The organism is Xanthomonas axonopodis pv. maculifoliigardeniae (assembly GCF_041519315.1).
Lineage (GTDB): Bacteria > Pseudomonadota > Gammaproteobacteria > Xanthomonadales > Xanthomonadaceae > Xanthomonas > Xanthomonas euvesicatoria.
Genome location: NZ_CP167998.1, coordinates 4,695,539 through 4,715,412, shown reverse-complemented (window position 1 = coordinate 4,715,412; position 19,874 = coordinate 4,695,539). Strand labels below are relative to the sequence as shown.

Sequence of the window (19,874 nt, the reverse complement as noted above, 5' to 3'; positions counted from 1 at the left end):
CGTACCTGTGCATGAAGTGGGAGGGGAGGTCAGACAGTGGCGAGCGGTGCGGCCTGGCGGCGCATGCCCAGTTCGTGCTCGATGCGGGTTTCCAGCGCCTTGTCGATTTCGTACAGCGCCAGCAATGCAGTGCCGAACAGGAAAGGAAGCGAGGCGTACACGCTGATGGCCAGGCGGATGCCGTTGGTGACGGCCGCGCCTTGCTGCGGCAGTGCTGCGTCATAGCCATAAAACGCCAGGATGCCGGCGACCAGTGCGCCGCCTACGCTCAGTCCGATCTTCAAGCCGCACAACATCGCCGAGAAGATGATGGCGGTGGCGCGGCGGTGGTTCTTCCACTCCGAGTAATCGGCCACATCGGCGATCATGGCCCACAGCAACGGGATGGTGATGCCGTAGAAATACCCGTGCAGGACGTAGGAAGCGAACACCCAGCCGATCGCATTCGGTGGGTACAGATAGAACGCCAGCAGGAACAGCGTGGAGATCAGCAGCGCGCCGCCGAAGACATTGCGCTTGCCAAAGCGGTCGGCCAGGCGTTTGGAAAAACCGATGCCCACGATCATCGCCAGGATGCCGCCGGCGCTGAATACGCTAAATGCGGAAGTCGGCGCGTCCTGTGGCCACTGCAACGCGCTCATGCCGGCGCCAGTCAGGACGCTGTTGATGCCGGCGATGAAGCGGTTGAACCCGGCGTGGTCGAGAAACTGCGTCAACGCATTCGCGTCGAGGTAGTACTTGAAGTAGTAGATGTACATCCCGCCCTTCATCGCCAGATTGATGAAGACCAGGATGGTGAGCGCCAGCATCACCAGCCAGGGCTTGTTGCGGACCAGATCGGTCAGGTCCTGGCGCACGCTGTTGCGTTGTTCGCTGATCGGCAGCACCCGCTCGCGCGTGGTGAAGAAGGTGATCAGAAAGCACAGCGTGCCGATCGCCGCGAACAGCGCCATGGTGTTGCGAAAACCCTGCGCCTTGTCGCCATTGCCCAGGATCAAGACCAACGGCAGTAACAGCACCTGGATGATGAACTGCGCAAAGGTCACCGCCAGAAAGCGATACGCCGACAAGCTGTTGCGCTGCTCCATGCTGCCGGTGAGCACGCCGCTCAAGGCCGAATACGGCAGGTTGTTGGCGACGTACACCAGCATCAGCAAGGTGTAGGTGGCAAAGGCGTAGGCGATCTTGCCCTGCTCGCCGAGCGTGGGCGTATTGAAGGCGGCCAGCGACAACGCCCCGAAAGGCAGTGCGGTCCACAGGATCCACGGGCGGAACTTGCCCCAGCGGGTGCGCGTGCGATCGGCCAAGATACCGATGACCGGCGTAAACACGAACGCGCCCAGCATGCCGACCACAAAGATCAGCGTCGCTGCCACGCTGGCAGGTATGCGGAACACATCGGTGTAGAAGAACGCCAGGAAAGTGACCAGCGTCTGGAAGATCAGATTGGCAGCCAGGTCGCCCAGGCTGTAGCCGATCTTTTCGCGCAAGGAGAGCTGCTGTGACCGATCGTTCATGAGGTGGGGCGGACTCGAAGAATGCTGCGGAAAACGCCGCGGCGCGCATTGCGCCATCGGTCGCCGCTGGGAGGAACGGCGACCGATGACGACAACACTCAAAAGGTACCGCGGATGCCGAGCATGACGGTGCGCCCGGGCTCATACAGGTCGTAGGTGGCGTTGGGCCAGGCGAAGGTCGTGCGCAACGATTCGTTGGTGATATTGGTGACGTTGAGCGTGATCTGCGGCTTGGACGGCAGCCAATCCAGTGCGTAGCTCGCCGACATATCGAGCTGGCCGCGCGCATCGGCGTTGAGGCGCGCATACGGAATGCCGTTCTGGTTGGCGCCGGAGATCACCATGTCGTCGTTCCAGGTGTAGGACAGGCGGATCGAGGCTGCGTCCTTTTCCCAGTAGACGGTGCCGTTCCAGAGGTTGGGTGCGACACCGACGGCCACCGCCGGCACGCCTTCGCCTTCGGACTGCTGGTTGACGTGGGTGTAGTTGAGGCTGAAGCCCAGGCCGTCGAACAGCTTGTCCAGCGGCTGCACCCAGATGGCCTCGGTGCCGCGGATATTGAGCACACCATCGGCATTGACCTGCGTCTGCACATCCACGGTGGCCGCATTGGGGCCGCCGCGCTGGGCCAGGCCGGCCTGCTGGATCGGCAATAGCGTGTCGTAGTTCACGCCCAGGTCGTTGAACGGAATGCGGCGGATGCCGTTGACGGTGAAGCCGGTGATGCGCTTGTTGAACAGGGTCAGGCCCACATAGCCTTCGCCGCCGGTGTACCACTCGCCGCCGAAATCAACATTGGTCGACAGATACGGCTTGAGGTTCGGATTGCCCTGCGTGGCGGTCTGCGCGGAAGGGTCGCTGAAGTTGGTGTTGGGCAGCATCGCGCTGGGATCGGGGCGGGTCAGCGTGCGCGAGCTGGACAGGCGCATGACCACCTTGTCGGCCACGTCCCATGCCACGTTGAACGAGGGCAGGGTTTCCTTGTAATCCGAATCCAGCACCTGCACGCTGCGGACGCCATTGATGGTGACCGGGCCGGTAATGGTCTGGTCGGTGGTCACATAGCGCACGCCGGCGTTGAAGCGCATGGTGCGGTTCCAGACATCGGCTTCCGCATTGGTCTCGATGTAGAAGCCCAGATTTTTTTCGCGGATGCCGCCGGTCGAAGCGCCGGTGTTGGCCGAGTTGCTCTCCGGTGCGGCATCGCGCAGCGCGTAGTAGTTGGTGTCGGCCAGGAAGCGGGAGAAGTCGGCCGTGATGAAACCGCCTGGGCCGGGTTTCAGATAGCTGGCCAGGGCCGCGTTCGGGATTGCCGAGCCGGCGCCGCCGTTGCACACGTTGCCGCCATTGCCGCGGCATACCACCTGTTCCCAGGCAGTGCTGTTGTCGAAGCCACGGATGGTGCGCTCGGCCATGTCGTAGGACGCGCCGATCTTGACGTTGCGCTTGTCCTCGCCGAACTGCAGATCAGCGCGCGCGCCGCGCGTTTCGGTCTGGCGCTTTTCGTTCTGGATATTGACCCGGCCACCCGTCCAGCCCCAGCCCAGGTTGGGGTCGTTGAGATCGAGCGGGCTGGTGATGCTGGGGTGGTCGCCGCCTTCGTTGCGGTAGTCCACGGTGGTGAACGGCGAGGTGACCAGGATGCTGGGCGATTCGCGCGCGAGCCAGCTACGGGTGGCATTGGCCTGCACATTGAGCTTGATGTCCTGCTCGGCGCCAAACAGCAGTTCCGCACCGGGATTGACGCTCCAGAACTTGACGTTTTCGTGGTACGGGCGCGCTTCCAAAAAGTACTGCGCGTTGGCGAAGGTGGCGCTGGTCACCACGTTGTTCTGATCCAGCTGCATGCCGAGCGGAATCATGTTGCCGTTGCGGCCGATCAGATTCATGCTGATCCGCTCGGTGGTGCGCTCGGCTTCGGAGTACAGCGTGTCCAGGTAAAAATGCATGCTGTCGGAAGGGCGCCATTCCAGCGACATGACCGATGCATCGCGGTCGCGATCGCCACTCATGTAGACGCTGCGGCCCAGACGCGGGATCAGCGCGTCGCTGATCTGGTCGATGCTCAGGCCCGGGTTGCGCGCCAGCAGCCAGGCGGCGTCGATGGTCTCGCCGGTGGTGAGGCCGCTGCCGGCAGTGGCGGGCACAGTGTCTGGAATGCGCCAGTTGCCGCCGCCATTGACGTTGCAAGCCGCCGGTTGGTTGGTGGCTGGCGTTCCTGCCGGCGGCGCGAGACCGCACTGGGTGTAGGTGAGGCCGGGGTTGGTCCAGCCCACGCTCTCGAAACCGCGCACGCCGAGTTTGCTGCGGACCGACGCCACACCGAACAGTGCGCCGAAGGTGCCTGCTTCATTGGTCCAGCTGCCCATGAAAGCGCCGCGTGGGGTGGTTTTTTCGCTGGTGCTGTTCCAGTCGGCCTGCGCCTGATAGGTGAAGTGCACGCCGGGGCGGTCGAACGGGCGCGCGCTGCGCATGTCCACCACACCGGAAACGCCGCCTTCGAGCATGCTCGCGGTGGGTGTCTTGCTCACCGTGAGCTGGGTGAAGAATTCGGTGGGGAACAGATTCAGATCGACTTCGCGGTTCTGGTTCTGCGCATTCAGGCCGATCGAGGCGGTAGCGATGCTGGCGCCGTTGAGCGTGGTCTTGGTGAAGCTGGTGCCCAGGCCGCGGATGGCGATATTGAGACCTTCGCCGTTGACGTCGCGCGCCAGCTGCACGCCGGGAATGCGGTTGAGCGACTCGGCGATATTCATGTCCGGAAACTTGCCGATGTCTTCGGCAAACACCGTGTCGGCAAAGCCGACCGAATCGCGCTTGGCGTCGGTGGAGAACTGGATGCTGCGTCGGTAGCCGGACACGGTGACGGTATCCAGCTGGGTCACCGCATCGTTATTGCCGGCAGTGGTTGGCGGGGTTTGCGCCGTGCTCTGGGCATCGGCGGACTGTGCCCAGGCGGCGGTGCTGGACATGCCCAGCAGGATGGATCCCAACGCGCAGGACAACGCGGTTCGTGCGTAGCTGTTCTTCACCGTAATCCCTTCCCTAACAGGTAGCAGATGTCCCACGCATCGCCCCTGCGCAGGGAGTGCCGCTGCCGTTGCGCGGCGCGACGATGGTGCGATGGGGGAGACGGACGATCAGTGCATTTGATGTTAGCGCTAACAAAATCGGAACATCACGCTGCAGGGCAGCATAGATGCGTGCACGCGCCGGCAGGCCGCCGGCCAACCCACGCCGTCGCGCCGGACGCGCTTGCGTACGGGGGCGCAGTGTTGCACTGCGCGATGGATTTATCGCGATGCCGTGTTAATGGTAGCGCTATCATCCGTGGCGCAAGGCCACCTTCGTGCAGGTGCAGTGGTCGATGAATCGAACCGAAGAACACGGCAGCGACGGTCCCGGCCGGCACCTGATGGGTGCACGCTTGCACCACGTCGGGCAATCCGCGCAGGAAGCTGGCGCGCTGGCGCGCCCGCATAGGCCACGCGCATGAGCGAGGTGCCCGCCGCGGCCCCGGGGGCCGCAACGGCAAGGCTCGGCCGGGTGCGCTGGCGGGTCTGCGCCCTGCTGCTCGCGGCCACCACCATCAACTATGTGGACCGCCAGGTACTGGGCGTGCTGGCGCCGTTTCTGCAGACGCAGATCGGTTGGAACGAAATCCAGTACGGCTATATCGTCACCGCATTCCAGGCGGCGTATGCGCTGGGCTTGCTGTGCAGCGGTGCGGTGATCGACCGCTTCGGCACTCGGCTCGGCTATGCGCTGGCGATCGGCCTGTGGAGCCTGGCGGCGATGGGGCATGCCTTGGCCACCAGCGTGGTGGGGTTTGCGATTGCGCGGTTTTTCCTGGGCCTTGGCGAATCGGGCAATTTTCCTGCAGCGCTCAAGACGGTGGCCGAATGGTTCCCGCGCCGTGAGCGCGCGCTGGCCACCGGCATCTTCAATTCCGGCTCCAATATCGGGGCCATTGTTGCCCCATTGTTGGTGCCGTTGATTGCCACCGCCTGGGGCTGGCAGGCGGCATTCCTGTTCACCGGCGTGCTCAGTGCAACCTGGTTGGCGGTGTGGTGGTTCAGCTATCACCCGCCCGAGCAGCAACCCCGGTTGTCTGCCGCAGAACTGGCGCACATCCGCAGCGATGCGCATGAGCCGGTGCAGCGCCGGCTGTCGTGGTTACAGGTGCTGCAGCATCGGCAAGCCTGGGCGTTTGTGCTGGGCAAGTTCATCACCGACCCGATCTGGTGGTTCTTCCTGTTCTGGCTGCCGAAGTTCCTGCACGCCGAATATGGCCTGAGCCTGCTGCAATTGGGCGTGCCCTTGATCGTGATCTTCGTGCTGGCCGACATCGGCAGCATTGCCGGTGGTTGGGTGGCCGGGCGTTTCATCGCACGTGGCTGGAGCGTCAATCGCGCACGCAAGACCGCGATGCTGATCTGCGCGATTTCCGTCGTGCCCATCGTCTTTGCCGCACGCGCCGACAACCTGTGGCTGGCGGTCGCGCTGATCGGGCTGGCCACTGCCGCCCATCAGGGCTGGTCGGCGAATCTGTTTACGCTGCCTTCGGACATGTTTCCGCGCCACGCGGTTGCCACGGTGGTGGGCATCGGCGGCTTTGCCGGTGCGGTGGGCGGCATGCTGATCGCCACCTTCATCGGCTTTCTGTTGCAAGCCACCGGCAGCTATGTGCCGGTGTTTCTGATGGCAGGCTCTGCCTACCTGCTGGCCTTGGCCGTCGTGCACACGCTGGTGCCGCAGCTGGAGCCGGCGCAGTTGCCTGCCGATCCAGCGCCGATATCGTCCTGAGGTGAGCCTATGCACATGCGCGCAGTAACACTGGGGTTATTGATGGCGGCGGGCATGGCCGCGCCAACCCACGCGGCACCGCTGGCAGCGGCGGCGTCCAAGTTCCTCGGAAGTGCGTACGGCGCGCAGCAGGCGCCGGGGTTTGCGCAGTACTGGAACAAGCTCACCCCGGAAAACGGCGGCAAATGGGGCAGTGTGGAGGCGGTGCGCGACCAGATGGACTGGAGCACGCTGGATGCGGCATACCGGTTTGCCCAGGCCAATCAGATGCCATTCCAGATGCATGTCATGGTGTGGGGCAACCAGCAGCCGGAATGGATCAAGACCTTGCGGCCGGCCGAGCAGCGCCGCGAGATCGAGCAATGGTTTGCCGCCGTTGCGCAGCGCTACCCGGATATCGCGCTGCTGGAGGTGGTGAACGAGCCACTCAACGACCCGCCCAGCAAGGCCGATACCGGCGGCGGCAATTATCTGCAGGCGCTGGGGGGTAACGGCGACAGCGGCTGGGAATGGGTACTGCAATCGTTTCGGCTTGCGCGCCAGCATTTTCCCAACACCAAGTTGATGATCAACGACTACAGCATTACCAATAGCGCGCAGGCCACGCAGAAGTATTTGCAGATCGTGCGGCTGCTGCAGCGTGAGAACCTGGTCGATGCGATCGGGGTGCAGGAGCATGCCTTCGAGACCACGCCGGAGGTGGCGATGTCGGTGCATCGCGACAATCTGGATGCGTTGGCCGCCACAGGCCTGCCGATCTACATCACCGAGTTCGATCTGGACGGGCCGACCGATGCGCAGCAGCTGGCCGACTATAAGCGTGTGTTTCCGGTGTTCTGGGAACACCCGGCAGTGCATGGCATCACCCTGTGGGGCTTTCGGCCCGGGTTGTGGCGCGACAAGGAAGCTGCCTACCTGATCCGCGCCGACCGCACCGAACGTCCGGCGCTCGCGTGGCTGCGCGACTACGTTGCAGCCCATCCCGGTGCACCTGCGCCATGACAATTATTGATGCGCGCCGCGCTCACAGACCTTTGTCTGGTGTCCTGACCTTATGCCGATGCGCGCACGTCATCGTGTTGGCTGCATGCGCCGTGTGGCAAATAGCCGCGCTGACCGCGCTGACCGCGCTGACCACTGCCGCACACCAAGGCGGGTCGGCATGTCCTTTTACGCTGCTTGCTGACCTGCTTGCTGACCTGCTTGCTTGTCCTGCAGTCGCAAGAATGGACAGCCTCGGCGCCATCCTGATCACACCGTTCATTGGTTTCGTTTTGCAGGCCATCGGCGGCTACATTTCGAAATTTTTTTACGGTGGGTGCGGCCTACATTCTGGCGCTGGCGGTGGTGCACCGCCTGGTGTCACGACGCAGCCGGCGCGAGTGGAGCAACCGGCCTAGACGCGGTTCCAGGTGTCTGCGCACTTGGCGTCGATCCGACGCACGTCAGCGCACCTGCTCCTTTCCGTAGCTGCCTTGCTCACTTATCGAGGATGCCAACATGTTGAAACTCCGTTATCCGCTCACGCTTGTGCTGTTGCTGGGCGCGTATGCGTCCGCTGTTGCCGGGCCCATCGCTGCCGGCAAGCAGCGCGTCCTGGGCAGCGCCTACAGCCCACAGCAAGCGCAGGGCTTCACCAACTACTGGAACGCCGACGTGCCCGAAAATGCGGGCAAATGGGGCAGCGTCGAGCCCGTGCGCGGCCAGATGAACTGGGGCCCGCTCGACGAGGCTTACCAGTTGGCCAAGCGCAACCACATGCAATTCCAGTTCCATGTCGGGCTCTGGGGTGCCCAGCAGCCGACGTGGGTGCGCAACCTGCCGCCAAACGAGCAGCTTGCGGCGATCGAGCACTGGTTTGCCGCGATTGCGCAGCGCTACCCCGACATCGACTTGATGCAGGTGGCCAACGAGACGCTGCCGGGTCACAACCAGCCGGACAATCGCCGCAGCGATACGGGCAACTATCTGCGGGCACTGGGCGGCACCGGGGCGACCGGCGTGGACTGGGTGCTTGAGGCATTCCGCCTGGCACGCAAGTATTTCCCCCATACCAAGTTGATGATCAACGACTACAACGTCACCGAGTACAACGACCAAGCCAGGCAGTATCTGCACACCATCCAGCTGCTGCAGCAAGAACACCTGATCGATGCGATCGGCATCCAGGGGCACCTGTCGAGCAACGGCCCCTCAGTTTCGGTGCAGCGCGCCAACCTCGACCTGTTGGCGTCCACCGGACTGCCGATCTACATCACCGAGTTCGACCTGGATGGGCGTACCGACGCTCAGCAGTTGGCAGCCTGGCAGCGTTTCTTCCCGATGTTCTGGGAGCATCCGGCCGTGCGTGGCGTGAACGTGTGGGGTTTCCGTCACGGTCTATGGCGTGAAAATGAAGGTGCATATCTGATCAATTACGACGGCAGCGAACGCCCGGCCTTGACCTGGCTACGCAGCTACGTTGCCAGCAGGCCCTGACCGGGCTTCCTTCTCATTGTCCATAGGGCTGATATCGATCATGCGTTCTTCCGTGTTGTCCTTGCATCCCGATCGTTTGTTGCCGGCCGATCCCGGCACGCGCGCGATCGCCCGCCGCCTGTACGCACAGGTCGCAACGCTGCCGATCATCAGCCCGCATGGCCACACCGACCCGGCCTGGTTCGCCACCAATGCACCGTTTGCCAACGCCACCGAACTGTTGTTGGTGCCGGACCACTATGTATTCCGCATGTTGTACAGCCAGGGCATCGACCTCGATGCCCTGGGCATCCCGCGCGCAGATGGAACCCGCGCAGCAGTCGACCCGCGTGCGGCATGGCGCGTGTTTGCCGAGCACTACACGTTGTTGCGCGGCACGCCGTCGGCGCTATGGCTCAATCATGTGTTCCATGATGTCTTCGATTTGCGTATCCGTCTCGATGCCGGCACCGCCGATCACTATTACGACCACATCACCGCCGCGCTGCGAACGCCGGCATTCCTGCCGCGTGCGCTGTTCGAGCGCTTCAATATCGAGGTGATCGCCACCACCGAATCGCCGCTGGATCGGCTGCAGCACCATGCGGCCATTGCCGCCAGCGGTTGGCAGGGACGGGTGGTGACGGCGTATCGCCCTGACCCGGTCGTGGACCCGGAGCACGAGCAGTTTGCCGGCGCGCTGCAGCAGTTCGGCGCGCTCACCGGTGAGGACGTGCTCAGCTGGGATGGCTACCTGCGTGCGCATCGGCAACGGCGTGCGTTCTTTGCCGCGCATGGCGCCACCTCGACCGATCACGGGCACCCCAGCGCCGCGACCGCCGATCTGTCACCAGCCGAAGCGCAGCGCCTGTTCGATACGGTGGTGCGCGGTGCGGCCACGCCGGAGCAGGCCGAACTGTTTCGCGCGCAGGTGCTGACCGAAATGGCGGCGATGAGCCTTGACGACGGCCTGGTGATGCAGCTGCATCCGGGCTGCTTCCGCAATCACAATCGGCAGCTCTTCGGGCAGTACGGACGCGACAAGGGCGCCGACATTCCGATGCGCACCGACTACGTGCATGCGTTGAAGCCCCTGCTGGATCGGCATGGCAACGACCCGCGCCTGCGCCTGATCGTGTTCACCCTGGACGAAACCAGCTACAGCCGCGAGCTGGCGCCATTGGCCGGGCATTACCCCTCCCTGCTGCTCGGCCCGGCGTGGTGGTTCCATGATGCGCCGGAGGGCATGTGGCGCTTTCGCGAGCAGACCCTGGCCAGCGCCGGCTTCTACAACACCGTGGGCTTCAACGACGATACCCGCGCATTCCTGTCCATTCCCGCGCGGCACGATGTGGCGCGGCGCGTGGACAGCGCCTTCCTGGCCAAACTCGTTGCCGAGCACCGGCTGGAAGAGGACGAGGCAACCGAGGTGGCAATCGACCTGGCCTACCGCCTACCCAAGCAAGCGTACAACTTGTGAGGTGGCGTAAACGGAGGGCGGCAGTGCCGAGGCGTGCGCACGCGGCGCCACTGCATCCTGCGCAGCGGCAGGATCGGTGAACTGATGCGTGAACACGCCAAGCACAACGTCACACGAGCGCTGCGCGCAGGTTATGCAGCACGTGCCTGCACAGGGCTTTTCTGGCTCTGCAGTGCATGGCCCATCATCGCAGCACCGCACGCTGCCAGCGACGCCTCGCGCGAACGTATTTCGCTGGATGCGCAGTGGCGCTTTCATCGTGGCGACCCGCCCGCAAACCAGGAAATCCTGGACTACGATGTGCGCCCGCAGGTGGTGCGCAGCAGCGATGGCAAGGTGGCCGATGCGCAGCCGGAACAAGCGCAGCTCATCGATGCGCCCGCCGTGCGCGTGCTCAAGCCGTGGATCCTGCCCACCGCCAACGGTTTGATCGCAGACCCGGCCCAACGGCACATACGCCCTCCAGGCAATCCGGGCAGCACGGTGGCGTATGTGCAGCCGCACTTCGACGACAGCGCATGGGAAACCGTGGACCTGCCGCATGACTGGGCCATTGCCGGGCCGTTCCTGGCAGATGGGCCTTACGGTGGCATGGGTCGGTTGCCGAGCTGGGGCATCGGCTGGTATCGCAAGCGCCTGGACATCCCGGCCAGCGATCGCGGCCGCGCGATGTTTCTGGATCTCGATGGTGCGATGTCTTACGCCACGGTCTGGCTCAACGGCAAGCTTGTCGGCGGCTGGCCGTACGGTTACAGCTCCTGGCGCGTGGATCTGACGCCGTATGTGATCGCAGGCAAGCGCAATCAATTGGCCATTCGCCTGGATAACCCGCCCGAGTCAGCGCGTTGGTATCCAGGCGGTGGGCTGTATCGCAACGTGTGGCTGACCAAAGCGGCGCCGTTGCATATCGCGCACTGGGGCACGCAGCTGACCACGCCGTACGTCTCGGCCGATGCGGCGCAGGTGCAGCTGACCGTCACCTTGGACAACGCCGCCCGCGGCGCAACCCAGGCGCAGGTGCGCACAGCGATTTATCTGCTCGACGATGCAAGCGACCGGCCCAGTGGCGAAGCGGTCGCGCGCATTCCCGCGCAGCCCATCAGCGTCCCTGCCGGCGGCACGGCGCAGGTGCAAGGCAGCACCCGGATCGATGCCCCGCGCCTGTGGGGGCCTCCACCCACGCAGCACCCGCATCGCTATGTGGCCGTCACCGAGGTCGACCAACAGGGACGCGTGGTGGACCGCTACGAAACCCGCTTCGGCATTCGCAGCATCGTGTTCGACGCCGACAAGGGCCTACTGGTCAACGGCGAGCACGTGCCGATCCGCGGGGTGAACAATCATCACGACCTGGGCGCGCTCGGTGCAGCGTTCAACAGGCGCGCCGCCGAGCGACAGTTGCAATTGCTGCAGCAGATGGGCGCCAACGCCATCCGCATGAGCCATAACCCGCCTGCGCCCGAATTGCTCGACCTGACCGACCGCATGGGCCTGCTGGTGGTGGATGAGGTGTTCGACAGTTGGGAGATGAAGAAGACCCCGCTGGACTTTCATCTGGTGTTTCCGCAGTGGCATGCCGCCGATCTGCGCGCGATGCTGCGCCGCGACCGCAACCACCCCTCGGTGATGCTGTGGAGCGTGGGCAACGAGGTTGGCGAGCAATACACCAGCCAACAGGGCGCGGCGATTGCGCGCACGCTGCGCGCCATCGTGCATGCAGAAGACCCGACGCGCCCGGCCACGGTGGCGATGAACTACGCCTCGCCCGAGATGCCGCTGCCCGCTGCGCTGGATGTCGTCAGCCTCAATTACCAGGGCGAAGGCATCCGCGATGCAGCCGAGTTCGAGGGTACCGAGCGCATCCGTAAACCGCCGCAATACCCCGCGTTCCATGCACGGTTTCCACACAAGGCCATTGTCAGCAGCGAGACTGCCTCGGCACTGAGCAGTCGTGGCGTGTACCTGTTTCCGGTCACTGCGGACAACAGCGCACCGGTACGCGATGGCCGTGGCGGCGATTCGGTGGCGCATCAGGTCAGCGCGTACGAACTGCATGCGGTGGACTTTGGCTCCAGCGCGGACAAGGTGTTCGCTGCGTTGGATCAACACCCTTACGTGGCCGGTGAGTTCGTCTGGACCGGGTTCGATTACCTGGGCGAGCCCACCCCGTATTACAGCTCGCGCAGTTCCTACTCGGGCATCTTCGATCTGGCCGGCTTCCCGAAGGACCGTTACTGGCTCTATCAGTCGCGCTGGCGTCCGGAACTGCCGGTGGCGCATCTGCTGCCGCATTGGAGCTGGCCAGGGCGCGAAGGACAGGTCACGCCCGTGCATGTGTTCACCTCCGGCGACGAGGCCGAACTCTTCGTCAACGGCGTTTCGCAGGGGCGCAAGCGCAAGGCGCCACGGCAGTACCGGCTACGCTGGGACGCGGTGGTGTACCAGCCGGGCGAATTGCGGGTGCAGGCGTACAAGGACGGCAAGCCGTGGGCCAGCGAGCGCGTGCAGACGGCAGGCCGCGCCGCGCGCATGCAGCTGACGCCGGATCGGGGCAGTATCCGCGGCGACGGACAAGACCTGAGCTTCATCACCGTGCGCCTGCTCGATCGCGACGGACGTCCCGCACCGACCGCGGGCGACCGCCTGCGCTTCCGCATCGAAGGCCCTGGCGAGTTGGTGGCCACCGACAACGGCGACCCCACCAATCTGGAAACGTTCGCTGCGTCGCAACGTCATGCCTTCAATGGGCTGTGCCTGGCGATCGTGCGTGCCAAGGCCGGGGCGCGTGGCACGATCACCGTGCATGTGGAATCGGACACGTTGCAAGCCGCACAGACCCAGGTGGCGGTGCAGTGATGCGATCCAGTGCAATCGAAACCTGTGACCTCTCAACGGACCTGCTCATGCACATCAACCGCGCCAACCTCACCAAACGCCTGGGATTGCTGATCGCCGGCCTCAGTGCAGTGTGCACGCTGCAGGCCCTGGCCGCGTGCGGGACGCCCGGCACCTCGCTCAAGCAGGCGTATGCGCAAGGGTTTCTGCTGGGGACTGCCGTCAATGCCGATATCGTCTCCGGCAAGGACGCAGCCTCCGCTGCGTTGGCGGCCTGTCACTTCAATGCGGTGACCGCGGAAAACGTGATGAAGGCCGAAGTGGTGGCGCCGCGTCGTGGGGTGCAGGATTTCAGCGCAGCCGATGCATTCGTGGCCTACGCACAGCGCAATCGGCAGTTCGTGGTCGGTCACACCCTGGTCTGGCACAACCAGACACCGGAGTGGTTCTTCACTACCGCCGATGGTCGGCCCAATACGCCGGCACAGCAGCTGGAACGCATGCGTGCGCATATCGCGGCGGTGGCCGGGCGTTACACGGGCAAGGTGCAAGCCTGGGATGTGGTCAACGAAATCATCGACGAAGACGGCAGTTACCGTTCGACCAACTGGGTACAGCGCGTGGGCGACGGCGACACGGTGGTCCGCAATGCCTTCACCTTCGCACAGCGCTATGCACCGGATGCGCAGCTCTACTACAACGATTTCAATGCATGGCGGCCGGCCAAGCGTGATGGCATCGTGCGCATGGTCAAGATGCTGCAGCAGGCTGGTGTCCGTATCGATGGCGTGGGCATGCAAGGCCATTGGGGGCTGAACTACCCCAGCTTGCGCGACATCGAGGACGCGATCGATGCGTACGCTGCGCTTGGCGTCAAGGTCATGATCACCGAGCTGGACATCGATGTGTTGCCGCTCACCAAGGAAGGCCAGATCATCGGCACCGGCATGGCGCACAAGCAGTTTCAGCTGCCGGAATTCAAGCGCTTTCTCGACCCCTATCGTGATGGTTTGCCTGCCGACGTGCAGGCGCAATTGCGCGACCGGTATGCCGAACTGTTCGCGCTGTTCTGGCGCAAGCGCGACAAGATTGCGCGCGTCAGCGTGTGGGGCGTCAGCGATGACATGTCGTGGAAAAACGATTACCCGGTACCTGGGCGCACCAACTATCCGCTGCTGTTCGATCGCAATCATCAACCCAAGCCGGCGTTGGATGCGGTGTTGGCCGTGCCCACCGCAACCGCTGCACGCTAGCGGCTGCCGGCCCAAGAGCTGCTGACAACCAGGGCCCGGGCAACAGGCGAGCACGGCCGATGTTCGGTGCGGCATGGATGGCTCGAAACACCGCATTCCTGCGTGCCGTGCACCTCATAGATGCATGCGCGCGATGCATTGGTGGCCGCTATGCGCAGTCGCCTGCACACGCATGATGGCATCATGCCCCCAACCATGAGACAGGACTGACCGATGCGCTTGCCGTCTTATCTGCTGTTGGCCGTGCCGTTGCTGGCGGTGCTTGCTGCCTGCACCAAGCAGACTCCACCGACGCCGCGTTTTGCGGCCATCGGCCAGCTGCAGACATTCGACCGCCGCTTCGGTGATGTGGTGGCAAGCGATGCGCGCATCGAGAAGCTCACCGAAGGCTTCACCTGGTCCGAAGGCCCGGCATGGGTACGCAAGGGAGGCTATCTGTTGTTTACGGATGTGCCGGAAAACAAGCTGTATCGCTGGTCCGAACAGGCCGGCCTGTCGGTCCTGCTCTCGCCCTCCGGCTACACCGGCCCGGAACTGCCCACGCTGCGCGAAGCCGGCGCCAATGGTCTGTACGCCGAGCCCGACGGCACGGTGCTGCTAGCCGATTCCGGCACGCGCATCCTGGCCAGGCTCGATCCGGTCACGCGCAAGAAGACACCGCTTGCGACTGCCTTCGAGGGCCACCGCTTCAACAGCCCCAACGATGTCGTGCGGCGCAGCGATGGCGTGGTGTTCTTCACCGACCCGCCGTACGGGTTGAAGGATCTGGATAAATCGCCGGTCAAGGAGCTGCGCTTCAATGGCGTCTATCGCCTGGACACCGATGGCAGCGTGCATCTGCTGGACGATGGCCTGAGCTTTCCCAACGGCATTGCCCTGTCGCCGGATGCGCGCACCTTGTACGTCTCCAACTCCGATCCGCAACGGCCGATCTGGATGGCGTATGCACTGGATGCACAGGGCGCCGTCACCGGCAAGCGTGTGTTTGCCGATGCGTCCGACCTGATCGCCAAGGATGTTCCCGGCCTGCCCGACGGCATGGCGGTTGCCGCCGACGGTACGTTGTTTGCGACCGGCCCCGGCGGGGTGATCGTTTTCGATCCCGCCGGCCAACGCCTGGGTCGCATCGCCACCGGCGAGGCCGTCTCCAACTGCGCCTTCGGCAACGATGGCCACACGCTGTACATGACCTCGCACGCGATGCTGGCGCGCGTGCGCGTGAAGTCGCTGGGCCTGCAGTTCGTGCGCTAGACGATCGCGGCGATGCTGCTGCATCGCCTCGCGATGGACACGCACGTCTGGCCGCATGCGTGTCTGACCGCAGCGCCAATCGCCTGGTACTGCCGCTGTATCGGCTGCCTTGTGTACTGCCTCGGTCAATCGTCCAGCCGCCACAGGCCGCTTGCTTGCAGACAAGGCCAGCGGCCATGACGCGCGCCCGCACGACGCGTCCTCGCCCGTAGCGCCACCGCTGCCGGTCTTACCGAGCAGCGTGGTGCCCGCACCTCCGACCGCCGGCCGCAGCGCCTGCGAGCCAGGCCTTTTACCTGGCTCGCCGCACCAACGTTGGCGACCGCAACCGTGGTGCGGCGCGTCAAAACAGGCGTGCACCGAATCGCTCTTGCACCGCGCAACGCCTGCTGCGCCAAGGCGTGCAGCTGTCCAGGCAATCGCCACGCTTGAGCCTGTTGCAAAAAGGTAATCATCGCTATACGGTAGTTTTCACTACTGTCATGAGCGGGTTGCCCGCGGGGTTGCGGCAATGAACGAAGCTTGCGTTTCCCGGTTGCTGCGCACCCTGGCGTGCGTTGTCGTAGCGGCGCTGCCGCTGATGCCTGCGCTGGCGGCAGCGTCCTCGCCGGTACAGGGCCTGTGGCTGACTGCGGCCAAGGACGCCGTCATCGCATTTGCGCCGTGTACCGATGCCGCCAGCGCGATGTGCGGAAAGGTGGTGTGGGACAAGGACGCCGGCACGCCGAAGGACACCTGCGGTGTGCAGATCGCGCGCCTGGAGCGCGACGACAACGGCACCTGGCGCGACGGTTGGGCATTCGATCCGCGCAGCGGCAAGCGCTACAAGGCCACGCTGCGTAGCAAGGGCGACAGCCTGACCCTGCGCGCGTTCATCGGCGCCGAAGTGCTCGGCGAAGACATGCTGTTTACCCGCGTGCAGGCCCTGCCATCCACGCCGGTGTGCGCCAGCCACTAGCTGCGGCCAGCGCTACATGCGCGCGCAGCACCGGCCGCCGCGATCGCGGCGGTTCTCACTCACATCCACCGGGGGAATCCAGATGGCGAAGATCCATGTCGGCGCGGTTGTCGCGTGTGCGTTGCTGCAAGGTGCGGCTTGCCTGCCGGCGCAGGCCCAGCAAGCCGACCCGGCCAGCGAAGGCAGCGTGGCGACCTATCAGTTCGACAACCAGGTCAAGCTGATGAGCGAACAGCGCACGCGCGGCATCTCCGATTCGTTGATGCGGCCCTCGGCCAAGTGGAGCACCCAGTTCGTGCATGCCAGCGGGCTGGTCGCCTTGCTGGAAGTGGCCGGGGTCAGCAAGAAGCAGTTCGTCAATGGCGACGGCCTGGGCGTCACCCTGGCGGGCGGTTATCGCTTCGGCAATCCGGACGGCTGGCACGCTGGCGTGGGCTTGGCCACCGAGCGATTCCCGGGCGCACACTTCATGGCGCCGCACAGCATCGACCTGGAAACCGGCACGCCGACCGACGTGCGCACGACCAACTACAACAGCGACTTCGCCGTGATGGAGCTGGGCTACGGCATCGTCGAAGGGCGCGTGTTGTATGTAGTGTCCAAGACCTACCGCGGTGCCGATACCGGCGGCGTGTGCGGGCAGATCCTGCGCTTCTCGATCGATCCGACCGCCGCATTGCAGTGCTACGCGCGCGGCGAACAGGATTCGCGTGGCACCGTGTTGGCCGACCTCAATACCCAGGTGCCGTTGCTGCCCTCGCTGCTGCCGTCCACGACGCTGCGCCTGCATGCCGGCTACCAGAAACTGGCCAACTTTCGCGAAGGCAACTTCGCCGATTACCAGATCGGCATCACCCATCGGCGTTGGGGCCTGGACTGGAACCTGGACTGGCTGACCACCAACACCAACGCGCACCAGTTGTACTGGGTGCAGGACGGCGAGCGTATCCGCAAGACCGACGGCGATGCGCTGGTGTTCTCGATCGGCTACACGTTCTGATGCGCACCCAAACGCTCGCAGACGACACCGGCGGCAATGCGCCGCTGGTGCTGGCGGTGGACCTGGGAACCTCAGGCTGCAAATGCGCGTTGGTGACGCTGGACGGCAAGGTGCTCGCCTGGGCGTTCGAACCGGTGCAACTGCACGTGCAGGGCGTCGCTGCCGAACAAGACCCGCACGCGTGGTGGGACGCGTTCAGCGCCACCGCCGCTGCCGTGGTGCAGGGCGATGCGGCGCTGCGCCGACGCGTGGTGGCCGTGTGTTGCTCGACCCAGGGCGAAGGCACCGTCTGCGTGGACCATAACGGCCAGGCGCTCGGGCGCGCCATGCTGTGGCTGGACATGCGCGGCCAGGCGGCCATCGCCCGGCGTCTGCAGGGGCGTTGGCTCAATGTGCGCGGCTACGATCCCCTGCGCCTGTGGCGATGGTTGCGCCTGAGCGGTGGCGCGCCTGCGCGCAGCGGCAAGGATTGCGCCGGCCACATCGCCTATCTGCGCGATCACCAGCCCGTGCGTTACCAGCGCACGCACAAGTTTCTCAACGTGCTCGATTACATGAACCTGCGCCTGACCGGCCGGTTCTGCGCCACTCCCGATTCGATGCTGACCACCTGGGTCACCGACAATCGCGACCCGCACCATATTCGCTACGACGCGGGCCTGCTGGACATGGTCGGCGTGGAGCGCGACAAGTTGCCGGACCTGGTGCCTTCCACTGCCGTGCTGGGTCCGCTGCTGCCGCAGGTGGCCCAGGCGCTGGGCCTGTCGCCGCAGACCGTTGTGGTGGCCGGCGCGATCGACACGTCGGCCGTGGCGGTCGCCGCGGCGGTGGAAGACCACGCCGCGCACCTGTACCTGGGCACCTCGTCGTGGTTGGGCGCGCATGTGCCGCGCATGAAAACCGATGTGCGCAGTACGATCGCCGCGGTGCCGTGCGCGGTGGAAGGGCGCTATCTGGCGATCGCCCTGCAGACCACCGCCGGTGCCAACCTGTCCTTTCTGCGCGACCGCATCCTGTTCCATGCCGACGAACTGCTCAGCGACGAGCAGCGCCCGGACGTCTATGAAGTGCTCAATCGCATCGCCGCACGCGTGCCCGCAGGGTCCAACGGGTTGATCTACATGCCCTGGCTGTTCGGCGAACGCACGCCGGTGGAAGACCCGAGCCTGCGTGCGGGTCTGATCAATCTCTCGTTGATGCACAGCCGCGAAGACATGATCCGCGCGGTGATGGAAGGGGTGGCGTTCAACACGCGCTGGATGATGGAGCCGTTCGCGCGCCTGCTCGGCTGCGACCCAGGCACGATTGCCGCGGTCGGTGGCGGCGCGCAGTCGGATCTGTGGTGCCAGATCATCGCCGATGTCAGCGGCCGGCCGATCCGGCAATTGCACAATCCGATCCAGGCCAATGCGGTCGGCGCGGCCTTTATCGCCGGGGTCGGCCTGGGCCGGCTCGGCTTCGGCGATCTGGCGGCACTGCAGCGACCCCGGCGGGTCTACGAGCCGGATGCGGGCACGCGTGCGCTGTACGACGACCGCTACGCGGTATTCAAGGATCTGCAGCGCACCTTGGCGCCGATCTACCGACGGCTCAATCCCTCCACGCCTGCCGCCGCCCCGGAGGTCGCCGCGCATGTTTGCCCTTGAACAACGCCAGCGCGTGGTGGCGCTGTGCATCGAACTGTCGCGCCGCGGCTATCTGGCCGGCACCGGCGGCAATGTCGCCTTGCGTATCGATGCGGAGTGTTTCGCGGTCACCCCTTCGGCGATCGACTACCTGAGCATGCAGGCCGAGGATATCTGCATCGTCCGCACCAAGGACCTGCACCAGCTCGACGGCACGCGCACGCCGTCGGTCGAAACCGGCCTGCATGCGCAGGTGATGCGGCGGCGCCCGGACGTGGGCTGCAGCATCCACACCCACCAGCCGGTCGCCAGCGCCTGCACCCTGCTGGGCGCGCCGCTGGAGGTGACGCAACCGGCGTTGCGCCGCCTGCTCGGCGCACGGATTCCGATTGCCGGCTACATGCCGTCGGGCACCGGCCTGCTGGCCCGCCTGCTGGCCCGGCAGCTGCAGCCCACCGTCAACGCCTATCTGCTGCGCAATCACGGCGTGGTCTGCTGCGGCACCAACCTGGAGGCGGCCGTCACCGTGGTCGAGGCGTTGGAGCTGGTCGCGCGCAGCCACCTGCAGACGCAGATCCAGGCGCGTGCGGCGCGCGAGCCCGACCTCGCGGCCGGCCTGCAGCGGGTGCTGACGGCGCTGGATTCCAGCCGGCACACGTCCGGCGCGTCCTCCCTTTCCCAGACATGATGGC

The 19,874-nt window shown here is 65.0% G+C and carries 14 protein-coding genes; 12 read left to right on the top strand and 2 right to left on the bottom strand.

All coding sequences use genetic code 11. From position 1 onward, the window contains the following. Positions 1–29: 29 nt before the first annotated feature. Positions 30–1,517 carry an MFS transporter gene (locus ACDH77_RS19990; protein WP_372353629.1) on the bottom strand — a complete coding sequence of 496 codons (1,488 nt, stop codon included), beginning with the start codon at positions 1,515–1,517 and terminating at the stop codon, positions 30–32. 98 nt (positions 1,518–1,615) lie between these two features. Further along, positions 1,616–4,549: a TonB-dependent receptor gene (locus tag ACDH77_RS19985; RefSeq protein ID WP_372353628.1), complete on the bottom strand. Its 2,934-nt coding sequence runs from the start codon at positions 4,547–4,549 to the stop codon at positions 1,616–1,618. Between the two features lie 460 nt (positions 4,550–5,009). On the opposite strand from ACDH77_RS19985, the gene ACDH77_RS19980 reads away from it, so the two are divergent. The 12 genes from ACDH77_RS19980 to ACDH77_RS19925 all read left to right on the top strand — a co-directional run bounded on the left by ACDH77_RS19980 (position 5,010) and on the right by ACDH77_RS19925 (position 19,870). Next, a complete protein-coding gene (locus ACDH77_RS19980) occupies positions 5,010–6,323 on the top strand; it encodes an MFS transporter (protein ID WP_218505733.1) in 1,314 nt (437 codons plus the stop codon). A 9-nt stretch (positions 6,324–6,332) separates the two neighbouring features. Continuing rightward, positions 6,333–7,325 carry an endo-1,4-beta-xylanase gene (locus ACDH77_RS19975; protein ID WP_277575418.1) on the top strand — a complete coding sequence of 331 codons (993 nt, stop codon included), beginning with the start codon at positions 6,333–6,335 and terminating at the stop codon, positions 7,323–7,325. Beyond that, positions 7,322–7,723 (top strand): hypothetical protein, encoded by a 402-nt coding sequence (locus tag ACDH77_RS19970; RefSeq protein ID WP_372353627.1) that lies wholly within the window; start codon positions 7,322–7,324, stop codon positions 7,721–7,723. Before ACDH77_RS19975 ends, ACDH77_RS19970 begins: the two co-directional genes overlap by 4 nt. Before the next feature lie 100 nt (positions 7,724–7,823). Beyond that, positions 7,824–8,801: an endo-1,4-beta-xylanase gene (locus tag ACDH77_RS19965; protein ID WP_008573839.1), complete on the top strand. Its 978-nt coding sequence runs from the start codon at positions 7,824–7,826 to the stop codon at positions 8,799–8,801. 40 nt (positions 8,802–8,841) lie between these two features. After that, the gene (uxaC, locus tag ACDH77_RS19960) at positions 8,842–10,260 is read left to right on the top strand and encodes a glucuronate isomerase (RefSeq protein WP_218489040.1); all 1,419 of its coding nucleotides are present in this window, start codon (positions 8,842–8,844) and stop codon (positions 10,258–10,260) included. Between the two features lie 84 nt (positions 10,261–10,344). Next, positions 10,345–13,116 carry a beta-galactosidase GalB gene (gene galB, locus ACDH77_RS19955; protein ID WP_372353626.1) on the top strand — a complete coding sequence of 924 codons (2,772 nt, stop codon included), beginning with the start codon at positions 10,345–10,347 and terminating at the stop codon, positions 13,114–13,116. Positions 13,117–13,163: 47 nt separating this feature from the next. Continuing rightward, a complete protein-coding gene (locus ACDH77_RS19950) occupies positions 13,164–14,348 on the top strand; it encodes an endo-1,4-beta-xylanase (RefSeq protein ID WP_014091488.1) in 1,185 nt (394 codons plus the stop codon). A 213-nt stretch (positions 14,349–14,561) separates the two neighbouring features. Then, entirely contained in the window at positions 14,562–15,599 is a 1,038-nt protein-coding gene (locus ACDH77_RS19945) for an SMP-30/gluconolactonase/LRE family protein (RefSeq protein ID WP_029820783.1), read from the top strand. Between the two features lie 511 nt (positions 15,600–16,110). Next, positions 16,111–16,557 (top strand): DUF2147 domain-containing protein, encoded by a 447-nt coding sequence (locus ACDH77_RS19940; protein ID WP_277574465.1) that lies wholly within the window; start codon positions 16,111–16,113, stop codon positions 16,555–16,557. Between the two features lie 82 nt (positions 16,558–16,639). Beyond that, complete coding sequence (locus ACDH77_RS19935; RefSeq protein WP_277574464.1) at positions 16,640–17,557, top strand: TorF family putative porin; 918 nt, start codon at positions 16,640–16,642, stop codon at positions 17,555–17,557. Beyond that, complete coding sequence (locus ACDH77_RS19930; protein ID WP_008573852.1) at positions 17,557–19,203, top strand: xylulokinase; 1,647 nt, start codon at positions 17,557–17,559, stop codon at positions 19,201–19,203. The genes ACDH77_RS19935 and ACDH77_RS19930 overlap by 1 nt, the downstream gene beginning before the upstream one ends. Next, positions 19,190–19,870, top strand: a complete 681-nt coding sequence (locus tag ACDH77_RS19925) for a class II aldolase/adducin family protein (RefSeq protein ID WP_008573853.1) — start codon at positions 19,190–19,192, stop codon at positions 19,868–19,870. The genes ACDH77_RS19930 and ACDH77_RS19925 overlap by 14 nt, the downstream gene beginning before the upstream one ends. Positions 19,871–19,874: the final 4 nt, after the last annotated feature.